This is a genomic window from Caulobacter sp. DWR2-3-1b2, assembly GCF_049896345.1.
Taxonomy (GTDB): Bacteria; Pseudomonadota; Alphaproteobacteria; order Caulobacterales; family Caulobacteraceae; genus Caulobacter.
The window spans coordinates 325,688-347,172 of record NZ_JAFCUC010000003.1 but is presented as its reverse complement, the minus strand read 5'-3'; the positions used below and the strand labels follow the sequence as shown (position 1 = coordinate 347,172).

The following is a 21,485-nucleotide window of genomic DNA, read 5'->3' as shown; positions in this document are numbered from 1 at the left end:
AGATCGTCCGCTCTTGTTGGATCGATTAGGGACGGCGCATGGCCCCCAAGGTTTTCATCGACGGCGAAGCTGGCACCACCGGCCTGCAGATCCGCGAGCGCCTGGTCGGCCGCAAGGACCTGCAGTTGGTCTCGATCGATCCGGACAAGCGCAAGGATGCAGACGCTCGCAAGGCGATGCTCAACAGCGCCGACGCGGTGATCCTGTGCCTGCCCGACGAGGCGGCCGTCGAGGCCGTGGCGCTGATCGACAATCCGAAGGTCAAACTGATCGACGCCTCGAGCGCCCATCGCACCGCGCCAGGCTGGACCTACGGCTTTCCAGAACTGGACGAGGATCAGCGCGGCAAGGTCGCCCGGTCGAACCGGGTGTCGAACCCGGGCTGCTACGCGACCGGCGCCATCGCCCTGGTTCGCCCCCTGGTTTCGGCCGACGTGATCGCGCCGGACCTGCCGCTGAGCTTCAACGCTGTGTCGGGCTACACTGGCGGCGGCAAGGCGATGATCGCCGAGTTCGAGGACCCGTCCTCGCCGAACTACACCAAGGTCCCGTACCGCCTCTACGCGCTGGGCCTGAGCCACAAGCACCTGCCCGAGATCCAGTCGCACGGTGGCCTGCTGACCCGGCCGATCTTCACCCCCGCCGTCGGGCGCTACGCCCAGGGCATGCTGGTGGAGCTGCCGCTGCACCTGTCGATGATGAACACTAGCGTTGGCGTGGCCGACGTGCATGGCATTTTGGCCGATCACTATGCGCGCGAGCCCTTTGTCGAGGTCGCCTCGATCGCCGAGGCCAAGACCCTGACGACCCTTGATCCAGAGGGGTTGAACGGCACCAATCGCCTGAAACTGTTCGTGTTTGGCTCGGATACCAGCGGCCAGGTTCGCTTGGTGGCCCTGCTCGACAACCTCGGCAAGGGCGCCTCGGGCGCGGCGGTCCAGAACCTCAACCTGATGCTGGGCCTGAAGGAAGGCGCGGGGCTTTAGGGCTCGTCCGCCGTCAGGACGGCGCCTCATGTGTATCAGTGTGTACAGGATTGACTGAACACCCGTGAGTGTTCCTACACACGCGGATAGCCGCGACATCATCACGGCGCTCAAGGCCGATGGCTGGGCTGAAGTCGCGGGTCGCGGCTCGCACACCCAGTTCAAGCCTTCGACTGAACCGGGTCGCGTGACTGTGCCTCATCCGACGAGAGACATTCCCATTGGAACGCTGCGCTCCATCGAGCGTCAGTCCGGATTGGCCCTGAGGTGAGCGAGATGGCCAACTACATCGCCCTGATCCACAAGGACGCCGACAGCGACTATGGCGTCTCGTTCCCCAATTTCCCCGGCGTGATCTCGGTGGGGACCTCGTTGGACGACGCCAGCGCCATGGCCGAAGAGGCCTTGGCGCTGCACGTTGCAGGTCTGATCGAAGACGGAGACGCCATCCCCGAGCCGTCCTCTCTAGAGGGTGTCATGGCCGACGTCGGCAACCGTGACGGCGTGGCCATCATCGTGCGCCTGGCCACCGAGGCGAAAAAGGCGGTGCGCGTCAACATCACCCTGCCGGAAGACGCCCTCCGCGACATCGACCGCTTCGCCGAAGCGCACGGTTTGACTCGGTCGGGTTTGCTGGTTCAGGCCGCTAGGCGGATGATGGAAAGCACTTAGGCAGTTCGTTTGTTGGGCTCAAGCGCCGGGCAAATGAGTGTGTGTCCCTCTCTCCCACCTATATTGCGTGTTGCTTGTATAAATTCAGCATAATACGATGCGCGTGCAATTGGCGCTATATTTTGGCTGAGTTTTAGTTTCGAGTCGGTGAGCCAGTTTTGCCACTTTGTAATATCAGCCATATTAATCAGTCCGCGTCCAAATAACGTATTCGCCATTAACCTTGTCTAGGAGGCCGTTCTTAACGATATTCCACACTTCAATTCTTACCATGAATGCTCCGGCGTCGGGATTCACGGTGCCGTCGTAAAGTATTTGGCCGCTGCCCACGACCGTCTCGGGGGAGTCGTTTGAACCCGAGACGAGAGCGAGATCGACGCCATTGCCGTCGTGCTCTGGCCAAGGCGCGGTTGCGCTGACGGGGCTATGGGGCCTCACTTGAATTCCCGATAGATCTCGTGGCTCGAAAGTCACCCACCGCCACCCAGGCTTCGGAGGCACGACCTCGGCGACCTCCTTATCTGGGTCCAGGCGGAAAGCAGTACCGGTCTCCACATCGAGCGCACCCAAAAGGTGAGGGTCACGCGGATACATCATCAGAATATTCGCGGTGGCTCGCGCCACCACAACCGAACCAGACTTGGTTATTCGCGTTAGTGTAAACGGCCGCGCCGCGTCGGGCTGTTGTTCTTTGATATTAGACGCGTAGATGACGGCCTGCCCGTCCGAAGTTCGAGTGCAACGAAGCGACGAGCCGATCGCCGATGCGCCGTTCGTTACGGTTTCGTCCAGATCGATTTCAAGCTCTGGCTGAATTCGCCGGAGGTCCAGAGAACCGAAGTCGCTTGGCTGATAGGGATAGATTCGAACATGTCGGGGATAGGACTTCAGGCGCACCTCATGTTCGAACTGCCTGGGGTCGACGCTGACGACCATCAGGCAGCCCGCCGTCGCATTTGCCTCGACGGATTCGATAACGTCGATCCCAAACGGGCTTATTGTGTGGAGTGACAGTTCGCCGGTCATGAGGTTGGCGACTTTCAACACGTAGTCGCCAGGCGCTGAACTGTAAAATTTGACAAGGCTGGCCTCGCCACCACGAGTCTCGATCCAGTAGGATAGCATTGGCGTTACGTCGGGAATTTCCCGTAGCGCTTCATTCGGCCTGGTGCGTGGAGACACTATCAGACGGCCGTCATTGCAGGTCCAAATCAGTAGACCGGAATGAGTCACGAAGCCTACCGGCGTTGCGCCCCCACATGGTCCATCACCAATCACCGTTATGGGACCCAAGGCCTCTTCTCCCGAACGAACACCCGCGCCTACCGGATTTGCTTCGCAACCCGTAATCGCAATCGCGGCCAAAAGACCCAAAAGTATTCTCACCGCTCTCTCCCCGCCTCGGAAACCGTCTTCGCCACCGGCGACCATACAAAATCAATCACCCGCCGTTTCCCCGTCACGATCTCGACCGAAGCGCTCATCCCAGCCGACAGCAAGGCTTGCCGGCCGTCAACCGTAAGACGCGCCCGTGACAGCTTCCCCCTGACGGGAAACACCAACCCGCGCTTTTCGTCGACGATGGCGTCCGGCGAGACTTGGATCACTTCGCCCGACAGCGTGCCGTAACGGGTAAACGGATAGGCCTCCAGCTTGACGACGGCGCGATCGCCGGTGTGGACGAAGCCGATGTCGCGGCCCAAAACGAGGGCCTCGACCACCAGGGCCTCGCCGTCGGCCACCAGCGTGACGATCGGCTTGCCGGTCTCGGCCACCTCGCCAAGCGTGGTCACCGAGACGGCCTGGATTATGCCGCCGACCGGGGCGGTCGGGGTCTGCAGACCGCGCTTCTGCTGGGCCTTGCGCAGCGCGTCTCCGCGCGTGGCGGCCAGGCCGGCAAAGCCGAGCGGCCAGACGTCAAGCCGCGTCTGAGCGCACCCTCACGAAGCTGCCGGGCGCGTCCTCGAGCGGCTTCAGCGGTCCCTTGGCGGGATCACGGGCCGCGACCAGCTTGCCCGACCTGGCCTTCAGCCAAGTCGCCCAATGCGGCCACCACGACCCGGCATGCTCCTCTGCGCTAGCTCGCCAGCCTTCGACCGAACCGGGCAGGTGTTCGTTGGTCCAATGCTGATACTTCATGGCGTCCGGGTGGTTGATCACGCCGGCAATGTGGCCTGAGCCGGCCATGGTGAAGGTCACCGGGCCGCCGAAGGCCCGCGCGCCGCGATAGACGCTGCGGAACGGGGCGATGTGGTCGTCCTTGGACGACTGGACATAGATCGGGGTCTTGACCTTCGACAGGTCCAGCTTCACCCCGCCCAGGGTCAGGTGGCCCTGAGTCAGGGCGTTGTCCCTATAGAAGTTGCGCAGATAATAGAGGTGCAGGGCCTTGGGCATGCGCGTCTGGTCGGCGTTCCAGAACAGCAGGTCGAAGGGCCGCGGCTCCTTGCCCATCAGGTAGTTGTTGATGAAGAACGACCAGATCAGGTCATTGCCGCGCAGGCTGTTGAAGGTGTCGGCCATCGACTGGCTGGGCAGGTAGCCGCCCTGGGCGTCGATCTGCGCCTCGATGGTCTTGATCCAGGCCTCGTCGGTGAACAGCAGCAGGTCGCCGGCCTCGGAAAAGTCCTGTTGGGCGGCGAAGAAGGTGGCCGAATTGATCCGCTTGTCGCCCTTGGCGGCCATGTGGGCCAGGGCGCAGGACAGCAGGGTGCCGCCGATACAGTAGCCGACGGTGTTGACCTTATCGACGCCCGTCTGGGTCATCACCTGCTGGGTGGCGTCGTAGATCCCTTCGAACATGTAGTCCTCGAAGGTCTTGTCGGCCTGGCGGTTGTCGGGATTGACCCACGAGGCGACGAACACCGTGAAGCCTTGGCCCGTGAGCCATCGGATCATCGAATTTTCGGGGCGCAGGTCCAGAATGTAGAACTTGTTGATCCACGGCGGGAAGATCAGCAGCGGGATCTCGTGCACCTGATCGGTGGTCGGTTGGAACTGCAGAAGTTGCAGGATGTCGTTCTGGTAGACGACCTTGCCCGGCGCGGTGGCGACGTTCTCGCCCACCCTGAACTTGGCCAGGTCTGTCTGGCTGATGGCCAGTTGGCCGCCGCCGCGCTCCAGGTCAGCGGCGAAGTTGGCCATGCCGCGCACCAGGCTCTCGCCGTTGCTCTGGCGCACCTCGCGCAAGGCGGCGGGGTTGGAGATCAGGAAGTTCGACGGCGAGAACGCGTCGGTCAGCATCTTGGTGAAGAACTCGACCCGGCGCTTGGACGCGGGATCGACGCCCTCGGCTTGTGAGACCAGGTCGTTCAGCCAGTTCGACGACAGCAGGTAGCTCTGCTTCATCATGTCGAACATCGGGTTGGACGCCCAGTCCGGATCGCTGAATCGCTTGTCGCCGGCGGCAGGGGTCACGATCGGCTGGGTGGGCTCGCCGGTCATCTTGCGAGCGGCTGACTGCCACAGGTCCATGTAGCGGCTGAAGAGATCGGCCTGGGCTCGCAGCAGCCGGTCCGGCTGAGCGGCCAGGCTGGTCATCACTTCGTTGAAGGCCGGGCCGACATGGAAGGGGTCGGGGCTCAACGCGGCGGGACGGTCGGCCTGGCGCAGGGCGGCCTCGGCGATCGCGCCCTGGGCGGTGACGGCCGCGCGGGCCAGGTTGGCCGACAAGGTCTCCATCATCTGCCGTTGGTGGGGCGACAGAAACGCCTCGAAGTCGGGCATGGCGGCGGCGGAGCCCCTCGGCGCCTCTGGTGGCGGCGCCCGGCGCGTCGTCGATTCGGCTGAGGCTGAGGCTGCGGCGGCGCGGGAGTCGGGCTCGGGCTTGCGCTTCGGCGAAACCTTGGGGGCGGCCTTCGCCTTGGTCTTGGGGGCCGCGGGCGCCCCATCTGCCTTGGGCGCGGCTCTTTTACGGGGTTTGGGGGAGGTTTCGATCTTGGCCATGGGCTTCCTTCCACCGTCTTATCAGGGCCATCTCGCTTGCGCGGTTCGGATGGCCTTTCACTCGCCGCGATCATCGCATAAGACCTGAGACAAGATGAACGACGAAACCGGTAAAACCGTACGTCTTGGCGTACTTTTCTGCGGCGCGGCCCTCGGGCTCGCCGCCTGCGCGTCGCCATTCACGCCGCCGCCAGCCGATCCGAGTTCCCCGGTCGCCGCCGCCGCGAACGCCGCGGCCAAGGGCTCCGGGCACGCCAAGAAGCCGAGCTTCTCCGATATCCCGGCGATCCCGACCGACGTGCGCACCCCGGTCCAGTTCAAGAAGGCCGTCGGCGCCGAGAAGGCCGCCGCCGACCAGCTGAAGCGCGACACCGCGCCCAGCACCTGGACCCTGTCGGAAACCGACGCCTACGCCACCAAGGCGCGCAGTGTCGCCAAGGTCCCGGCCAGCGACATCCCCACCGACGCCGACCGCGCCGAGACCGAAGCCTTCGCCAAGGCGGCGCGCGCCCGAGCGACCGCGCCTCCGTCCAAGCCCCAATAGGGCGACGGAGGCATAAATTTCCTTGAACTGGCTTGGCGAGGCCCCGCTCGGGGTCTATCCATGCCCGACAATTCGCTCCAGGCGCGCCGAAGCGGCGCAATGAGCCATCATGACCTCCGATTTCCACCGTATCCGTCGCCTGCCGCCATACGTCTTCGAAGAAGTGAACAAGATCAAGGCGCGGCTCCGCGCCGAGGGGACCGACATCATCGACTTCGGGATGGGCAATCCTGACATGCCGACCCCCAAGCACATCGTCGACAAGCTGATCGAGACCGCGCGCGACCCCAAGGCCGGCCGCTACTCGGCATCCAAGGGCATCGCCGGGCTGCGCAAGGCCATGGCGGGCTATTACGATCGCCGGTTCGGCGTGAAGCTGAACCCCGACACCGAGGTGATCGCCACCCTGGGCTCGAAGGAAGGCTTCGCCAACCTGGCCCAGGCCCTGACCGCGCCGGGCGACGTGATCATCTGCCCCAACCCCGCCTATCCGATTCACGCCTTCGGCTTCATCATGGCCGGCGGGGTGATCCGCCACGTGCCGGCCCTGACGCCCGAGCAGTACCTGTCCAATATTAGTCGGGCGGTGAAGCATTCGGTGCCGCCGCCCAGCGTGCTGATCCTGTCCTATCCGTCCAACCCGACCGCCCAGTCGGTGGATCTGGACTTCTACAAGGACGCCGTGGCCCTGGCCAAGAAGCACGACCTGCTGGTGATCAGCGACGTGGCCTATGGCGAGATCTATTTCGAGAATAATCCGCCGCCCTCGATCCTGCAGGTCAATGGCGCGCGAGATATCGCTGTCGAGGTCAATTCGCTGTCCAAGACCTACGCCATGGCCGGCTGGCGCGTGGGCATGGTGGTCGGCAACGCCCGTATCTGTTCGGCCCTGGCGCGGGTGAAGTCCTATCTCGACTACGGCGCCTATACGCCCGTGCAGGTGGCCGCCGCCGCCGCCTTGAATGGTCCGCAAGATTGCGTCGACGAGATCCGCGGCATCTATAAGAGCCGTCGCGACACGCTGGTGTCGTCGATGAAGCGGGCGGGCTGGGACATCCCCAATCCGCCGGCCTCGATGTTCGCCTGGGCCAAGATTCCGCCGGCTTACGAGGCCGCCGGGTCGATGCTGTTCTCGCGCCTGCTGATCGAGGAGGCCGGCGTGGCGGTCGCCCCCGGCATCGGCTTTGGCGAGTATGGTGAGGGCTATGTGCGCATCGGCTTGGTGGAAAACGAGCAGCGGATCAAGCAGGCCGCCCGCAACGTCAAGAAGTTCATCGCCAACGCCGACGCCATCCTGGCCAAGGCGCACAACAAGATGGAACAGGCCTAGCTGACGCCAAGGGCATCACTCTTTTCCGTCTCCCCGGCGAAGGCTTGGTCCCGGCCTTCGCCGGGGAGATGGTTGGGGGGCTGGGTCCGGTGCGATGCAAGGCCAAGAAACGAGACAGAACATGACACAAAAGACCTGGCGCATCGGCGTCGCCGGCCTCGGCACCGTTGGCGGTGGGCTGCTGCAGTTCCTGAGCGAGCGTCCAGACTTCGCGCCGGCCGGCGACCGCGCCATTGTGACGGCGGTCTCGGCCCGCTCGCGCTCGCGGCCGCGCACGGTCGATATCTCTGGCCTGACCTGGTTCGACGATCCGGTGGCGCTGGCCTCGTCGCCGGATGTCGACCTGTTCGTCGAACTGGTCGGCGGCAGCGATGGTCCGGCAAAGGCCGCTGTCGAGGCGGCTCTGAAGCTGGGTAAGCCTGTGGTCACCGCAAACAAGGCCCTGATCGCCGAGCACGGCGCCGAACTGGCTGGCCTAGCCGAGGCCAATGGCGCGCCGCTGCTGTTCGAGGCCGCCGTGATGGGCGGCACGCCGGCGGTGAAGATGCTCCGCGAGGCGATGGTCGGCGACGACGTGATCAGCGTGGCCGGCATTCTCAACGGCACCTGCAATTTCATCCTCTCGGAGATGGAGAAGACCGGCCGATCGTTCGCCGAGGTGCTGCGCGAGGCCCAGGCCCTGGGTTACGCCGAATCCGACCCGACCATGGACGTCGACGGCTTCGACGCCGGACACAAGATCAGCATCCTGGCCGCCTTGGCCTTCGGCTGCGCGCCCAATTTCGGCGCCGCCGAGATTGAGGGCGTCAGCGAGGTCGAGCTTCTCGACATCAGGCTGGCCAAGGACCTGGGCTACCGTATCAAGCTGGTGGCCAGCGCCGCCAAGACCGACGACGGCGTGGCCGTGAAGGTCCATCCCAGCCTCACCCCGCTGGAGCATCCGCTGGCCCAGGCCGGCGGGGCGCTCAATGCGCTGTTCATCGAGGGCAAGCGGATCGGCCGGATCTACATCCAGGGACCCGGCGCCGGCGCGGGCCCGACCGCCGCCGCCGTGGCCGCCGACATCGCTGACGTGATGACCAACGCCGTGCGCCCGGTGTTCCAGGCCCCGGCCGGCCAACTTAAACCCTTCGTGGCCGTCGATCCCTCGAAGTCGGTCGGCAAGGCCTATCTGCGGATCATGGTCCGCGACGAGCCGGGCGCCATCGCCGCCATCTCCGAAACCCTGGCCGAATGCGCGGTCTCGATCGACAGCTTCCTGCAGAAGCCCGTCGAAGGGGCGGGGGGCGTGCCGATCGTGCTCGTCACCCATGCGACTCCCGAATCCAATCTCCTGGACGCGATTAGCCGCATCGAAAAACTGCACGCCGTGCTAGAGCGTCCCCGCCTTTTGCGCGTAGCGCGCATCTGAGAACCGCGAAAAGCGGTCGGAAGTTCAAGCCTCGCATAGGCTGGGAGACGTTGATGAGTTCGAAGACCCTGGACCGCTCGCTGGTCCTGGACGCGGTGCGCGTGACCGAAGCCGCCGCCATCGCATCCTGGACCAAGGTGGGGCGCGGCGACGAAAAGGCGGCCGACCAGGCCGCCGTCGACGCCATGCGCAACGCGCTCAACGACCTCAACATCAACGGTGAGATCGTCATCGGCGAAGGCGAGCGCGACGAAGCGCCCATGCTCTATATCGGCGAGAAGGTCGGCACGGGCAAAGGCCCCAAGATCGACATCGCGCTGGATCCGCTGGAGGGCACCACCCTGGCGGCCAAGGCCATGCCCAACGCCCTGGCGGTGATGGCCTGGGCCCCCAAGGGCACCCTGCTCAACGCCCCCGACACCTATATGGACAAGATCGCCTGCGGGCCTGGCCTGCCGGCCGGGGTCATCGACCTGGACAAGTCTCCGGCTCACAACGTGCTGTCCCTGGCCGCCGCCAAAGGCGTGGATCCCTCGCACATCACTGTCTGCGTGTTGGACCGTCCGCGTCACGCCGAGATCATCGCCAGCATTCGCTCGGTGGGGGCGCGGCTCTATCTGATCACCGATGGCGACGTGGCCGGAGTGATCGCGACCACTGATCCTTCGACTGGCATCGACCTCTATGTCGGGTCCGGCGGCGCGCCCGAGGGCGTGCTGGCCTGCGCGGCGCTGAAATGCGTGGGCGGCCAGTTCCAGGGCCGGCTCCTCTTCCGCAACAGTGACGAAAAGGCTCGGGCCGCACGGTGGGGCATCACCGAACTCGACAAGAAGTACGACCTGCACGACATCGTCCGGGCCGACGCCATCTTCGCCGCGACGGGCGTTACCTGGGGCAATCTGCTCGACGGGGTGACTTATAAGGACGGCTTCGTCCACACCCACACCCTGGTGATGAACTCCTCGACCGGCACCGTCCGCGAAGTGCGGATGAAGCGGAAGGTCTAGGCTTGGTTTTCGCGCGCCTTGTCGCGCGGGCGTCGCCCTTTTTAGGTCATAACCGCGCCGCCGCCGTTCGGCGGCTGAGCCGTCGTTGGCTCGCGTCTTCCCATTGACTAAGGTCGCGGCGAATCCCGCCGCCATTCGAGGCCCTGCATGACCACCCTGATCACCCTCGCCGACCATCTGGCCGCCGAGCGGACCGCCGACGACGCGGTCAAGGACGTGGTCGCCGCGGTCGCCGCCGCCTGCGTCCAGATCAGCCGAGTCGTCGCCTCGGGCGCGATCTCGGGCAGCCTCGGCGCGGCCGGCCAGGTCAATGTGCAGGACGAGGAGCAGAAGAAGCTCGACATCATCACCAACGACATCTTGCGGGACGCCCTGAAGGCCTGCGCGCCGGTGGCGGGCCTGGCCTCGGAGGAACTGGAAGAGATCGAGACCACCGGCCGGGAAGGGGGCTTCCTGGTCACCTTTGATCCGCTGGACGGCTCCAGCAATATCGACGTCAATGTCTCGGTCGGCACGATCTTCTCGATCCTGCCCGCGCCGACGGCGGGCGTCCCGACCGAGGCCGACTTCCTGCAGCCCGGCCGCCAACAGGTGGCGGCCGGCTATGCCGTCTACGGCCCCCAGACCATGCTGGTGCTGACCCTGTCTACGGGTGTGACGGGCTTCACCCTCGACGCGGACGGCGTCTGGCGGCTGACCCACGGCGACATCGTGATCCCCGCCGACACCGCCGAGTTCGCGATCAACATGTCCAATCAGCGCCACTGGGCGCAGCCGGTGCGGCGCTATATTGACGGCTGCCTGGCGGGCAAGCCGGGGCCGCGCGGCAAGAACTTCAACATGCGCTGGGTGGCCTCAATGGTCGCCGACGTCCACCGCATCGCCATGCGCGGCGGCGTCTTCCTGTATCCCTGGGACGCCCGCGAGCCTGATAAACCGGGCAAGCTGCGCCTGCTCTACGAAGCCAACCCGATGTCGCTGATCGTCGAGCGGGCCGGCGGCAAATCGACGCTCGACGGGGTCACGCCGATTCTGGACGTCCAGCCCACCAAGCTGCACCAGCGCGTGCCGGTGGTGCTGGGCTCGGCCAATGAAGTGGACCAGGTGGGGGCAGGGTAATCACTCGAGCCGGCCAAGAATCCCTCTCTCATGGAGAGAGGGAGGGGCCCGCCGCCGGAGGCGGTGGGAGGGTGAGAGGTTACACTCTCTCCGATCGGAGCACGGCAAGGTTCGTCCGCTGTGGCGCTGGGTCTGGCGAAGGTGGCGGTCGCTGGTAGCCGCATCCATGGCGAGAGCTCGGGACTGACCCCTGGAGGTGTTCAACGGCAGAATTCCGGATTTTCTGGTTGGCGGCGAAACCTCTCACCCTCCCACCGCTTCGCGGCGGGCCCCTCCCTCTCTCAAAAAGAGAGGGTTCTTTCGCTGTGTCCGCGCCTGACGCACCGCCGCCCTATCTTCCGTCGTCGCGCCACATGGAGCGAATCCGTCAAAGTGGGTAGGCTTGGAGCATGACCAAGAACGTCCAGAACGCTCATTCCAGCCGCTTCCCCGCGCGGGAGGCCTGAGCCATGGCCGACGGCGCCGCCGCCCCTATCGACACCGCCCATTTCCTCGACGTCTCCCGATCGCTGAGCGGCCGGGCCTGGCGCGAGCGGCCGGGCGATGCCGCCGCAGCGCGCAGCCACCAGCAGGTCCACGGCCTGTCCGAGCCCCTGGCCCGGGCCCTGGCCTCGCGCGGGATCGGGGTCGATCACGCCGAACACTATCTGCGGCCCACCCTGAAGGCGCTGTTCCCCGACCCCTCCAGCTTCACCGACATGGATATGGCGGCGACGATCCTGATCGACGCCTTGGAGCGCGGCCGCTCGACCATGGTGTTCGCCGACTATGACGTCGACGGCGCCACCAGCGCCGCCCAGTTGGTGCGGTGGTTTCGGCACATGGGCGTCGAGCTGCCGATCTATATTCCCGACCGCCTGACCGAGGGCTACGGCCCCAGTCCCGCGGCCTTCAAGACCATCCGCGCCACCGGCGCCGAGCTGGTCGTCACGCTGGACTGCGGCGCGGCGGCCTATGACGCCATCGCCAGCGCCGCCACCATCGGCCTGGAAGTGGTGGTGATTGATCACCACCTGATGCGCGAGGACCCGCCGGCAGCCGCCGCCGTGGTCAATCCCAACCGGCCGGGTTGCCAGAGCGGGCAGGGGGTGCTGGCCGCCGCTGGCGTGACCTTCGTGCTGCTGGTGGCGCTCAACCGCGAGGCCCGCAAGCGCGGCCTGTTCAGCGAAGACCGTCCCGAGCCCGACCTGCGCCAGTGGCTCGACCTGGTGGCCATGGGTGAGGTCTGCGACGTCACTCAGTTGGTCGGTTTCAATCGCGCCCTGACGACCCTGGGCCTGCGCACCATGTCCAGCTGGGGCAACCCCGGCCTCAAGGCCCTGTTCGAGGTGGGCAAGGGTTCCGGCCCCGCCTCGGTGTTCCATGCCGGCTTCATCCTGGGGCCGCGCATCAACGCCGGCGGCCGGATCGGACGTTCGGATCTCGGCGCGCGCCTGCTGTCTACGGACGACCCCGAAGAGGCCCGGATGCTGGCCGAGGAGCTGGACGGCCTCAACACCGAGCGCAAGGCGGTCGAGGCCGGCGTGGTCGAGGAGGCCGCCGCGGTTCTCGAGCGCGGCAGCAACTTCAATCCCGACGCTCCGGTCATCGTGGTGGCGGGGGAGGGGTGGCACCCCGGCGTCATCGGCATCGTCGCCGGGCGCCTGCGCGAGCGCTATCGCAAGCCGGTGGTGGTGATCGGCATCGACCGCGCCGCCAATGTCGGCAAGGGCTCGGGCCGCTCGCAGCCCGGCGTCAATCTCGGCGCGGCGATCCAAGCCGCCTTCGAGGCGGGCTTGCTGATGGCCGGCGGCGGCCACGCCATGGCCGCGGGCCTGTCGATGCGCCCCGACGCCATCCCCGAATTCCGCGCTTTTCTCGAAGAGCGCCTGGCCAGCGAGATGGACGCCGTGGGCGTCGAGGGCGTGGATATCGACGCCCTGGTTCAGCCGCGCGCCGCCAACCGCGCCCTGTGGACCGAATTTCAGCAGATGGCGCCGTTCGGTCCTGGCAATCCCGAGCCGATGTTCGCCCTGGCCGGCGTGCGCCCCGAGCGGGCGATGGCGATGAAGGGGGGGCACGTCCGCATGGATCTGGTCGGACCGTCGGGCGACCGAATCAAGGCCATCGCCTGGCGCTGCGCCGAGACCGATCTGGGCCGGCGCCTTCTGGCGGGCGGCGGCGCCCTGCATGTGGTCGGTCGTCTGAAACCGGACGATTATATGGGCCGCGAAGGGGTGCAACTGGAGATCGAGGACGCCGCCGACCCCCGCATGCGCACCGCTTGAAAAAACTACACCGGGTCGCTTGCGCCTCGGGGGGAAGCTTTGTATATCGCCTGCTCTTCGCGGCCACGTGGTCCCTTCGTCTATCGGTTAGGACGCCAGATTTTCATTCTGGAGAGAGGGGTTCGACTCCCCTAGGGACTACCACCGCCAAGCCTACTTAGACTTTACATGCGAATACCCGCCTGATGCAGGCGCCGTGGTCCCTTCGTCTATCGGTTAGGACGCCAGATTTTCATTCTGGAGAGAGGGGTTCGACTCCCCTAGGGACTACCACCACGACCATCACCCAGGTTTATGTCGGTTTTGAAGCCGCGACGAAATGTCGCGGCTGTCACCTGATGGGCAATCCCCCTCAATTGGTTATTGACGGCTCTCCTCACGCGAGAACAGTGTTATTCAGTGGTGCTCGCCCCTTGGGCTGTTTGGGCGGGCCAGAGGGGCGGAATGTCTGGTTTCGATTTCGAAGCATCGGGATCGCACGAGGAATTCGTGCGGATCAGCGGGCGCGTGAAGTGGTTTGATACGGGCAAGGGTTACGGTTTCATCGTGCCCGACGATCCGGGTCAAACCGGCCTGAAGGACGTGCTGCTGCACGTCACCTCGCTGCGCAACTGCGGGCGGGAGTCGGCGCTCGAGGGCGCGGTGATCGTTTGCGACGTGGTCAAGCGCCCCAAGGGCTGGCAGGTTTCGGAGGTGGTCGACCTGGACGAAAGCGCCGCCAGCGACTCCATAGAGCGTCCCAAGCGGCCGTTCGGCGACGCCGGCATGGGCTTGCGCCGCGAGCGCGACAGCTTCCGACCGGGCATCGACAGCGGGCGTCAAGCGCTGGAGCCTGTCGGACCGGCCGAGCGCGCCAAGGTGAAATGGTTCAACCGCACCAAGGGTTACGGCTTCGTGGTTCGCGACGGCCAGCCTGGCGATATCTTCGTGCATATCGAGACCCTGCGTCGCGGCGGCCTTGAAGACCTCCAGCCCGGTGAAGACGTGATGGTGCGCTTCGCCGATGGACCTAAGGGCCTGGTCGTCGCCGAGATCACCGCCGCCGACGACTGACAGGGCGGCCACGTTTTCGCCATCGCGTGCAGCGTCCTATTAGGACATATCGCGAGAACGGCTTGGCGAGATATCCAACGAGATGGGCAAGGCGTGATGACGACTCTGGGACGACGGGTTCCGGGACGGCAGGTCATCGTCCTGATGTTGCTCGGCGTGGCCTTGGTGGCCGCGCCCGCCGAGGCCTTCCAGGCCAAGCCCAGGCCGGCCGGCGTCGCCGGCAAGCCCACCAGCAGGCTCGACACCGTCGAAATCCGGACCAGCCGGGGTTCGGCCAAGTTCACGGTCGAGCTGGCCGTCAGCCGCGCCGAACAAGAGCGGGGGCTGATGTTCCGCAAGTCCCTGGCGCTCGATCGCGGGATGCTGTTTCCGTATAACCCGCCCCAGCGGGCGGCCTTCTGGATGAAGAACACCCTGATCCCGCTCGACATCATCTATATCGCGCCCAATGGCCGGGTGCTGTCGATCGCCCGCAACGCCGTGCCGCACGATGAGACTCCGCTGCCGTCCGGGGGCGTGATCGGCGGTGTGCTGGAAATCCCCGGCGGCCGCGCGGCCCAGCTGGGCATCCTGCCCGGCGATCGGGTGCTCAACAAAATCTTCCCGAAAGGCTGAGTTCCGCCGGAAACCGTGCTCGGATGCGTTGCTCCGCGCGGCGAAGCCCTGTAGAGCACGCGCCTGCCGGTGTTCCGGAGCGTAGCGCAGCTTGGTAGCGCATCTGGTTTGGGACCAGAGGGTCGCAGGTTCAAATCCTGCCGCTCCGACCACCGCAGGCCCTTTTTGGGTGATAGATCGACCTGGAGAGGCTCATGCTCGCGCGCATCTACCGCCCCGCCAAGACCGCCATGCAGTCCGGTAAGGCCAAGACCACGCATTGGGTGCTGGAGTTCGAACCGGCCTCGGCCAGACGGTCCGACCCGCTGATGGGCTGGACCCAGTCGAGCGACATGAACGGTCAGGTCCGCCTCGACTTCGAGACCCGCGAAGAGGCCGTGGCCTACGCCCAGCGTCACGAAATCTCGTTCCAGCTGTTCGAGCCCAAGACGCCCAGGCGGATCATCAAGGCGTACGCCGACAACTTCGCCGCCGGCCGTCGCCAGCCTTGGACGCACTAGGCTTTCCGCCTCAACATTTCCGCCCGAAGACCACGAAGTCGGGCCTCAAGGTCCGCGCCCTTAGCTCAGATGGATAGAGCACTCGCCTTCTAAGCGAGCGGTCGCTGGTTCGAATCCAGCAGGGCGCGCCACCTGCCGCGTGCCGGATGGTTCCTCCGTTCGAGGAGGCCCACCAAGCCGGGATGGACAAGTCGTGCAACAAGACATGCGGGTTGGCGAAGGGCGGCTGGCTTCACGTCGGTGTTGATTCGCCAAGATTGAACAATGTTGACCAAGCGAACCAATCCTCGTTCTCCCTGCAATTCCAGGTGGGTGACTGCGCCGATCAATCATGGGTTGGTCTGGCGTAAACATACGAAATTACAGCCAATTTTCCTTGCGGACGTATTCTGAGGCGCCTGCCTTCAACATTGCTTGCATGCACAGCAAATTTGTCTATGCGAGGCTTTGAGTAGTCTTGCCGCTGACGTTCGCGCAGCAAATATCGTAAACGCGCCATGTTTTAGCTATGCGTCATCATTGGTTTTGTTAATTAATATATTTTCAAAAAATTAGACTTCACGTTTTTGCTAAGTGAGTTAGGCTTGTAGATATCAAGTGCACGCTGAGGGGGTGTTACGGCGTGTAGCCTGGAAGGTGTACTGGATGCTGACCCCTAACTCTATCCTCCGAGTGCCGCCTCGTTCGGGCGCTCGCCGGATAGAGAGTCATGACCGAAGGCTCAACGATCGAGCGCCTCGCCACCCGCTCCGCCTGGCTGGTCGCCATCGCCGGCGTGCTCTGCGTAGCTGGCGTCGCCATCGTCATTCCGCTTAGCTTCCAGGCCCAGGCCCAGGCGCTGTTCGCCCTGACCACGATCATCATCGTCATCGTGGCCAATCGCGCCTCGCAATCGCGGCATCTGACCATCGCTCTGTCCCTCGTCTCGGTGATCGTCAGCACGCGATACGTCTGGTGGCGCACGACCGAGACCCTGCATTTCCGCACGCCGGCCGAGACGTTCTTCGGCATCGGCCTTTACATGGCCGAAATCTACGCCTGGATGATCATGCTGCCGGGCTATTTGCAGACCGCCTGGCCTCTACAGCGCCCGGTCCGGCCCCTGTAAGGCCCGCCCGCCATGTGACCAAGGATCGACGTCTTCATCCCGACCTATAACGAAAGCCTGGAGATCGTGCAGGATACCGTCCTGGCGGCGATCGGCATGGACTATCCGCGCGATCGTTATCAGGTCTATCTGCTGGACGACGGCAAGCGACCCGCGTTCAAGGCCTTCGCCGAAATGGCCGGGGCGATCTACATCACGCGTCCAGACAACAAGGGCGCCAAGGCCGGCAATCTGAACCATGCCCTGGAGCAGACCGCTGCGGAGCTGGTCTGCATCTTCGACTGCGACCCATCCCCACGCGCGCCTTCCTGCAGATGACTGTCGGCTGGTTCCAGGAGGATGCTCGCCTGGCCTTGCTGCAGACACCCCACCACTTCCATTCGCCCGATCCGGTGCAGCGGAACCTGCAGACGGTGCGCGACATTCCCGGCGAAGGCGACCTGTTCTACGGCGTCGTCCAGCCTGGCAACGACCTGTGGAACGCCGCCTTTTTCTGCGGCTCCTGCGCGGTGCTCCGGCGCTCGGCCCTCGCGCCCATACCGCCCTGAAACAGCAGTGACGGTGCTGGAACACCGCCTTCCTGGAAATCCGCTTGTCGGCGGGGCTGGCGACCGAACGCCTGGCCCTGCACATCGGTCAGCGCATCCGCTGGGCGCGGGGCATGGACCCAAATCTTCCGGATTGACATCCGCTGCTCGGCAAGGGGCTGACCCTGCCTCAGCGAGCCAGAAAGGTCGCAAGGATCTGGCGGCCGACCCCTATCGCCGGGTCCTGGCCGCCGAGCCTGGCAATGCGGCGGCCCGCCAGGGTCTTGCCGCGCTCAGCAACCCGAACGCCCCCATTGCGAAGGGCCAGGCCAGCGGTTTGAGCCAGGCGCGCGCCCTGGCCCAGCGTGGTGAGACCGCAGCGGCGGCGGCCGCCTACCGCCAGACGTTTGGGGGCTCGATCCCGCCGAATTCCGCGGCGCTGGAATATTTTCAGACCCTGGCGGGCGCGCCGGGCGGCCTTGCCCAGGCCCAGGAGGGCCTGCGGTCGCTGGCCGCGCGCAAGCCTGGCGACACCAATGTGTAACTGGCCTTGGGCCAGGCCCTGACCTATCGTGAAGGCGCCCGCCGCGAAGGCGTGGCGCTGCTGTCGAAGCTGTCGATCAGCGGGGGGCGACCGCCGCCAAGGCCGCGGCCGCCTGGCGCCAAGCCCTGATCTGTACCGATGTCGCCCCACGCAACGCTGGCCTATTCAGCGACTATCTCGCCGCCCATCCCGGCGACGCCGACATCGGTCGCAAATTGGCCGACGCCAATCGCCCGGTCTCGGCCAACGCCAAGCCGGCCGTTGATCCCAGCGCCAAGGGGCGAGCCGAGGGCTTCGCGGCGCTCCAGCGCAATGATCTGGCGGTGGCCGAGGCGCGTTTCTTGGCCGCGATCACCCGCCGGTCCAATGACGCCGACGCGCTGGGCGGCCTGGGCTTGGTGCGCCTGCGCGGTCAGCGCTTCGCGGAAGCCGCCGGCCTGCTCGAACGCGCCGCTCGCGCGAGCCCGGGCTCGGCAAGCCGCTGGAGGGAAGCCCTGACCAGCGCCAGATTCTATGCCGGCCTGCAACAGGGCCAGGCCGCCCTGAACCAGGGCCGCGCCGTCGAGGCCGGGCGGGCGCTGCGGCCGCTCACCGGTCCGGCCTATCCCGAGCGCGCCATGGCCCAGGGTTTGCTGGCCGAAGCCCTGCGCCGCCAGGGCGAGGCGGCGCAGGCCGAGACCGTCTATCGCCAGATCCTGGCCGTCGCGCCGGGTCAGGTTGAGGCGCAGCAGGGCTTGGTCCAGGCTCTGCTCGACCAGAACCGGTCTGGCGAAGCCGAGGCCCCGGCCGACCAGTCGCCTGCTTTCCAACTCGACGCCAGCGGCCAGAGCGCCGTGCGCGGTCGCCTGGACCACGACCGCGCCAACCGGTTATGGGCCAACGGCGACCTATCGGGGGCCAACACCGCGTTCGAGGCCGCCTTGGCCGCCGCGCCCGGCGATCCCTGGGTTCGTCTGGACTTCGCGCGCTTTCTGGCCGGACAGGGCGAGGCCGCCGCCGCCCAGGGATTGATGGCGCCCGTGGCCTCGAGCGCCAATCCCGAACACATCCAGGCCGCCGCCCTGTTCGCGGACCAACAAGGTCGTCCCGCGGACGCCCTGATGCTGATCAACCGCGTATCGCCCACCCAGGTCACCCCGGCGGTGGCCGCGCTGCGGTCGCGGCTGGAGATCGACGCGGCCATCCAGCAGGCTCAGCGCGGCGGCGGCGCTGGATATCTGCGCTCCGTGGCGACGCGTTCCGACCTGCCGGTCGAGACCAGCGGCCGGGTGGCCGTGGCGCTTTACGAGATGGGCGACGAGCAGACGGCGCTGGCCCTGGCCCAGGAAGCCCTGATGGCCGGCGTCACCGAGCCGCCCGCGAGCTATGACGGCATGGTCACGGTCCTGGCCCGCGCTGGTCGTGACGCCGAGGCCGCCGCCCTGATCCGCCAGGCCGCAGCACGGGCCGGCTCGACGCAACAGGGGATGCAGGGTGTCGCCGACCTGACCGCCACGCTCGGCGCCGAGCGGGCCGACCGTCTGCGCCAGGCCGGCGTCGCCTTTCCGTTCACGGGCCGCAACGGCCGGGGCGGGGAGGCCGCCGCGCCGCCGCCCGCGACGACCTATGCGCCGCCCCTCTATGCCGCGCAGAGCGAAGGCAACACATTCGCCCTGGCCCCGGCGGCCAGCGACCCCGTGGTCAGCGACATCGACCGGCAGATCGCCGAACTGACCGCCAGAACGGCCGTCGAGGTTTCCGGCTCCGCCAAGTTTCGCACCCGTTCGGGCGAGGCGGGTCTCGGCAAGCTTGACGAGCTATCGGCCACGGCCTCGGCCGCCACCTCGCTGGGCGGCGCGCGGTTCACGGCCTCCATCTCGCCGGTCAGCATCGACGCCGGCACGCCGGGCGGCAGCGCCGAGCAGCGGTTCGGCGCCAATCAGATCACCAATGCTCGCGCCATCGTCGGGGCCTATGCGCCGGTCTATCGAAGCGCCGGGACCCAGAGCGCCTCGGGCGCTGCGGTGAACCTGGGGGTCAAGGCCGGCGATTTCGCCGCCGACATCGGGACCTCGCCCCTTGGCTTTGGCAAGGTCGACGCGGCGGGGGGCGCCGCTTGGTCGCCGCGTCTTGGACCCTCTGGTCAGGCCAAGCTGTGGGTCGAGCGCCGCCCGGTGACCGACAGCGTCATCGCCTATACCGGAGCCCGCGACCCGGTGACCGGCGAGCGCTATGGCCGAGTCATGCGCAGCGGTGGCGGGGTCAGCCTGTCGTACGATGCCGGCCAGGCTTGGCTACCGCTCATGGCGGAGGTCCTGGCCGGACCTACGGCGCCTGGCTTAATGACCAGGGCAGCCTTGGCGCGGCGACCATTTGCCGCGATCCGCGCGCTCGGCCCCTGGTGTTCGAACACCGGGCTTAGGCTGGTGCGGATGATGGCGATCGCCTTGGGCGGCGGGGCGGGCGCCTGCGCGCGGCCCTCGGATGGCTGGGCGGCGTTCAAGGCCGCCTATGTCTTGCAAGACGGCCGCGTCGTGGATCCCGAGAACGGCGGCGTCAGCCACAGCGAGGGCCAGGGCTGGACCATGCTGCTGGCCGAGGCGCACGGCGACCGCCAGACCTTCGACCGCGCCTGGGGTTGGACCCAGGCCCACCTCGCGCGCGAGAAGGCCCCGCTGCTGGCCTGGTGATATGATCCGCGGGCGACCCCGGCGGTGGCCGACGAGAACAACGCCGCCGACGGGGATATCTTTGTCGCCTGGGCGCTGCTGCGGGCCGGCCGTCGCTGGCGCGAACCAGAATACCTGGCCGCCTCGGCCCGGCTGCGTGGCGCGGTGGCCGACCGGCTGGCCGTCGAGATCGGTGGCCGTACGGTGCTCCTGCCCGGCGAGGAAGGTTTTCGCGGCGCCGGCGGGGTGACGACCAACCCATCCTACTTCGTGCTGCCGGCCTTGCAGGACTTCGCCGAGGCCGACGGCGGCGGCGCGCCCTGGCGCAGCCTGATCGCAAGCGGCCTGATTCCGGCGCGTGACGGACGCTTCGGTTCGCACAACCTGGCACCCGACTGGCTGCTGGTCGGCGTCGATGGACAGATTTTTCCAGCCCCGGACAAGCCCCCGCTGTTCGAATTCGAGGCGATCAGGGTGCCGCTTTACATTGTTTGGGGTGGCGAGGACGCCCTGGCGGCGAGCGAGAAAACCTTTTGGCGCCAGGCGTTGCGGGCCGGCAAGCGTCCGCCGGCCTGGGTCAATTTGTCGAGCGGCCAAGTCGCCGAATTTACTATATCAAGCGGGGGTGCCGCCATCGCCGCCCTGGCCCTGAATGACACGAAGGTCCGGACCGTCGCGGGGGCGACACCGGATCACGCCTACTACGCCTCGGCCTTGACCCTGCTCGCCGATCTGGCGGCTCGGGAGACGGAGGAGCGGCGCCCTTAACCCCTGGGCCGTGCGATCGCGCGGCGGAGTGGTGTCATGCCCCGTGACATCAATCGTCTCTTTTCGATGATCAATCAGGCCGACCTGCCCTATCAGGTCTTCGAGGACCAGAAATGGGACGCGGTGCAGATCGCCGAGCCTGCGCTCGCGGTCAAAAGCCCGTCTTTTCCGACACCGGATCGTGCGGCCAACGAAGATGCGCGGCAGGCCCATGTCGGCCTGTTTCGCGCCTATAATGTCGAAGCGGCGCTGGTCGCTCCCCGCGGCACGCCGTTGGCCGGGATTTTCAACCGGATGAGCAAGCGTTAGCGCTTCTCTCGCTCTCTAGAGCATTTCCCGACCTGACTGCGTCAGGCCGTGAGCTCTAATCGTTTGTTTTGAAACATTTTTCTTCACGCGAACCGGAACCACTTCGCTCGAAAAATGCTCTAGCCACGACCG

At 66.2% G+C, this 21,485-nt stretch carries 20 protein-coding genes, 4 tRNA genes and 1 pseudogene; 22 read left to right on the top strand and 3 right to left on the bottom strand.

Annotated elements, in window-relative coordinates; genetic code table 11:
• Positions 1 to 38: 38 nt before the first annotated feature.
• From argC to ACP694_RS10865, 3 genes are all read left to right on the top strand, one after another.
• Positions 39 to 986, top strand: a complete 948-nt coding sequence (argC, locus tag ACP694_RS10875; protein WP_426012276.1) for an N-acetyl-gamma-glutamyl-phosphate reductase — start codon at positions 39 to 41, stop codon at positions 984 to 986.
• 64 nt (positions 987 to 1,050) lie between these two features.
• Complete coding sequence (locus ACP694_RS10870) at positions 1,051 to 1,257, top strand: type II toxin-antitoxin system HicA family toxin (RefSeq protein WP_426012274.1); 207 nt, start codon at positions 1,051 to 1,053, stop codon at positions 1,255 to 1,257.
• Between the two features lie 5 nt (positions 1,258 to 1,262).
• Positions 1,263 to 1,658 (top strand): type II toxin-antitoxin system HicB family antitoxin, encoded by a 396-nt coding sequence (locus ACP694_RS10865; RefSeq protein WP_426012272.1) that lies wholly within the window; start codon positions 1,263 to 1,265, stop codon positions 1,656 to 1,658.
• 183 nt (positions 1,659 to 1,841) lie between these two features.
• On the opposite strand, the gene ACP694_RS10860 is transcribed toward ACP694_RS10865, so the two are convergent.
• The 3 genes from ACP694_RS10860 to ACP694_RS10850 form a co-directional block, all read right to left on the bottom strand.
• Complete coding sequence (locus ACP694_RS10860; RefSeq protein WP_426012271.1) at positions 1,842 to 2,783, bottom strand: hypothetical protein; 942 nt, start codon at positions 2,781 to 2,783, stop codon at positions 1,842 to 1,844.
• A 257-nt stretch (positions 2,784 to 3,040) separates the two neighbouring features.
• On the bottom strand, positions 3,041 to 3,499 hold the full coding sequence (locus ACP694_RS10855) for an HlyD family efflux transporter periplasmic adaptor subunit (RefSeq protein WP_426012575.1): 459 nt from the start codon (positions 3,497 to 3,499) through the stop codon (positions 3,041 to 3,043).
• A 76-nt stretch (positions 3,500 to 3,575) separates the two neighbouring features.
• A complete protein-coding gene (locus ACP694_RS10850) occupies positions 3,576 to 5,603 on the bottom strand; it encodes a class I poly(R)-hydroxyalkanoic acid synthase (protein ID WP_426012269.1) in 2,028 nt (675 codons plus the stop codon).
• A gap of 94 nt (positions 5,604 to 5,697) precedes the next feature.
• On the opposite strand from ACP694_RS10850, the gene ACP694_RS10845 reads away from it, so the two are divergent.
• The 19 genes and pseudogenes from ACP694_RS10845 (at position 5,698) to ACP694_RS10755 (ending at position 21,353) form a co-directional block, all read left to right on the top strand.
• A complete protein-coding gene (locus tag ACP694_RS10845; RefSeq protein WP_426012267.1) occupies positions 5,698 to 6,147 on the top strand; it encodes a hypothetical protein in 450 nt (149 codons plus the stop codon).
• 109 nt (positions 6,148 to 6,256) lie between these two features.
• The gene (locus ACP694_RS10840) at positions 6,257 to 7,477 is read left to right on the top strand and encodes an LL-diaminopimelate aminotransferase (RefSeq protein ID WP_426012265.1); all 1,221 of its coding nucleotides are present in this window, start codon (positions 6,257 to 6,259) and stop codon (positions 7,475 to 7,477) included.
• A gap of 121 nt (positions 7,478 to 7,598) precedes the next feature.
• Positions 7,599 to 8,888: a homoserine dehydrogenase gene (locus ACP694_RS10835; protein WP_426012263.1), complete on the top strand. Its 1,290-nt coding sequence runs from the start codon at positions 7,599 to 7,601 to the stop codon at positions 8,886 to 8,888.
• Positions 8,889 to 8,941: 53 nt separating this feature from the next.
• Positions 8,942 to 9,895: a class II fructose-bisphosphatase gene (gene glpX / locus ACP694_RS10830; RefSeq protein ID WP_426012262.1), complete on the top strand. Its 954-nt coding sequence runs from the start codon at positions 8,942 to 8,944 to the stop codon at positions 9,893 to 9,895.
• Positions 9,896 to 10,042: 147 nt separating this feature from the next.
• Complete coding sequence (locus ACP694_RS10825; protein WP_426012261.1) at positions 10,043 to 11,014, top strand: class 1 fructose-bisphosphatase; 972 nt, start codon at positions 10,043 to 10,045, stop codon at positions 11,012 to 11,014.
• Positions 11,015 to 11,463: 449 nt separating this feature from the next.
• A complete protein-coding gene (recJ, locus tag ACP694_RS10820) occupies positions 11,464 to 13,281 on the top strand; it encodes a single-stranded-DNA-specific exonuclease RecJ (protein ID WP_426012259.1) in 1,818 nt (605 codons plus the stop codon).
• A 69-nt stretch (positions 13,282 to 13,350) separates the two neighbouring features.
• Positions 13,351 to 13,425, top strand: a tRNA-Glu gene (locus ACP694_RS10815).
• Positions 13,426 to 13,479: 54 nt separating this feature from the next.
• Positions 13,480 to 13,554 (top strand) — tRNA-Glu (locus ACP694_RS10810).
• Between the two features lie 171 nt (positions 13,555 to 13,725).
• Positions 13,726 to 14,334, top strand: coding sequence for a stationary phase survival cold shock domain protein CspD (cspD, locus tag ACP694_RS10805; RefSeq protein ID WP_426012258.1), 609 nt, complete (start codon positions 13,726 to 13,728; stop codon positions 14,332 to 14,334).
• A gap of 96 nt (positions 14,335 to 14,430) precedes the next feature.
• Positions 14,431 to 14,949 (top strand): DUF192 domain-containing protein, encoded by a 519-nt coding sequence (locus tag ACP694_RS10800; RefSeq protein WP_426012257.1) that lies wholly within the window; start codon positions 14,431 to 14,433, stop codon positions 14,947 to 14,949.
• Between the two features lie 75 nt (positions 14,950 to 15,024).
• Positions 15,025 to 15,101: transfer RNA gene (locus tag ACP694_RS10795), tRNA-Pro, on the top strand.
• Positions 15,102 to 15,143: 42 nt separating this feature from the next.
• Positions 15,144 to 15,449, top strand: coding sequence for an ETC complex I subunit (locus tag ACP694_RS10790; RefSeq protein ID WP_426012255.1), 306 nt, complete (start codon positions 15,144 to 15,146; stop codon positions 15,447 to 15,449).
• A gap of 54 nt (positions 15,450 to 15,503) precedes the next feature.
• Positions 15,504 to 15,580, top strand: a tRNA-Arg gene (locus ACP694_RS10785).
• Positions 15,581 to 16,158: 578 nt separating this feature from the next.
• Positions 16,159 to 16,557, top strand: coding sequence for a hypothetical protein (locus ACP694_RS10780; RefSeq protein ID WP_426012253.1), 399 nt, complete (start codon positions 16,159 to 16,161; stop codon positions 16,555 to 16,557).
• A gap of 24 nt (positions 16,558 to 16,581) precedes the next feature.
• On the top strand, positions 16,582 to 16,875 hold the full coding sequence (locus tag ACP694_RS10775; protein ID WP_426012574.1) for a glycosyltransferase: 294 nt from the start codon (positions 16,582 to 16,584) through the stop codon (positions 16,873 to 16,875).
• Positions 16,872 to 17,105, top strand: coding sequence for a hypothetical protein (locus ACP694_RS10770; RefSeq protein ID WP_426012252.1), 234 nt, complete (start codon positions 16,872 to 16,874; stop codon positions 17,103 to 17,105). Before ACP694_RS10775 ends, ACP694_RS10770 begins: the two co-directional genes overlap by 4 nt.
• A 133-nt stretch (positions 17,106 to 17,238) precedes the next feature.
• On the top strand, positions 17,239 to 17,628 hold the full coding sequence (locus ACP694_RS10765; RefSeq protein ID WP_426012251.1) for a hypothetical protein: 390 nt from the start codon (positions 17,239 to 17,241) through the stop codon (positions 17,626 to 17,628).
• 215 nt (positions 17,629 to 17,843) lie between these two features.
• A pseudogene (locus ACP694_RS10760) lies at positions 17,844 to 21,044 on the top strand (glycosyl hydrolase family 8).
• Between the two features lie 36 nt (positions 21,045 to 21,080).
• On the top strand, positions 21,081 to 21,353 hold the full coding sequence (locus tag ACP694_RS10755; protein WP_426012249.1) for a hypothetical protein: 273 nt from the start codon (positions 21,081 to 21,083) through the stop codon (positions 21,351 to 21,353).
• Positions 21,354 to 21,485: the final 132 nt, after the last annotated feature.

What these genes read in the sequence shown, in the direction of transcription:
- ACP694_RS10770 (WP_426012252.1), top strand. Translation starts at nt 16,872, where the DNA reads ATGACTGTCGGCTGGTTCCAGGAGGATGCTCGCCTGGCCTTGCTGCAG.
- ACP694_RS10825 (WP_426012261.1), top strand. Translation starts at nt 10,043, where the DNA reads ATGACCACCCTGATCACCCTCGCCGACCATCTGGCCGCCGAGCGGACC.
- ACP694_RS10850 (WP_426012269.1), bottom strand. Translation starts at nt 5,603, where the DNA reads ATGGCCAAGATCGAAACCTCCCCCAAACCCCGTAAAAGAGCCGCGCCC.
- cspD (WP_426012258.1), top strand. Translation starts at nt 13,726, where the DNA reads ATGTCTGGTTTCGATTTCGAAGCATCGGGATCGCACGAGGAATTCGTG.
- argC (WP_426012276.1), top strand. Translation starts at nt 39, where the DNA reads ATGGCCCCCAAGGTTTTCATCGACGGCGAAGCTGGCACCACCGGCCTG.
- ACP694_RS10755 (WP_426012249.1), top strand. Translation starts at nt 21,081, where the DNA reads ATGCCCCGTGACATCAATCGTCTCTTTTCGATGATCAATCAGGCCGAC.
- ACP694_RS10835 (WP_426012263.1), top strand. Translation starts at nt 7,599, where the DNA reads ATGACACAAAAGACCTGGCGCATCGGCGTCGCCGGCCTCGGCACCGTT.
- ACP694_RS10790 (WP_426012255.1), top strand. Translation starts at nt 15,144, where the DNA reads ATGCTCGCGCGCATCTACCGCCCCGCCAAGACCGCCATGCAGTCCGGT.
- ACP694_RS10800 (WP_426012257.1), top strand. Translation starts at nt 14,431, where the DNA reads ATGACGACTCTGGGACGACGGGTTCCGGGACGGCAGGTCATCGTCCTG.
- ACP694_RS10865 (WP_426012272.1), top strand. Translation starts at nt 1,263, where the DNA reads ATGGCCAACTACATCGCCCTGATCCACAAGGACGCCGACAGCGACTAT.
- glpX (WP_426012262.1), top strand. Translation starts at nt 8,942, where the DNA reads ATGAGTTCGAAGACCCTGGACCGCTCGCTGGTCCTGGACGCGGTGCGC.
- ACP694_RS10845 (WP_426012267.1), top strand. Translation starts at nt 5,698, where the DNA reads ATGAACGACGAAACCGGTAAAACCGTACGTCTTGGCGTACTTTTCTGC.
- recJ (WP_426012259.1), top strand. Translation starts at nt 11,464, where the DNA reads ATGGCCGACGGCGCCGCCGCCCCTATCGACACCGCCCATTTCCTCGAC.
- ACP694_RS10860 (WP_426012271.1), bottom strand. Translation starts at nt 2,783, where the DNA reads ATGCTATCCTACTGGATCGAGACTCGTGGTGGCGAGGCCAGCCTTGTC.
- ACP694_RS10840 (WP_426012265.1), top strand. Translation starts at nt 6,257, where the DNA reads ATGACCTCCGATTTCCACCGTATCCGTCGCCTGCCGCCATACGTCTTC.
- ACP694_RS10780 (WP_426012253.1), top strand. Translation starts at nt 16,159, where the DNA reads ATGACCGAAGGCTCAACGATCGAGCGCCTCGCCACCCGCTCCGCCTGG.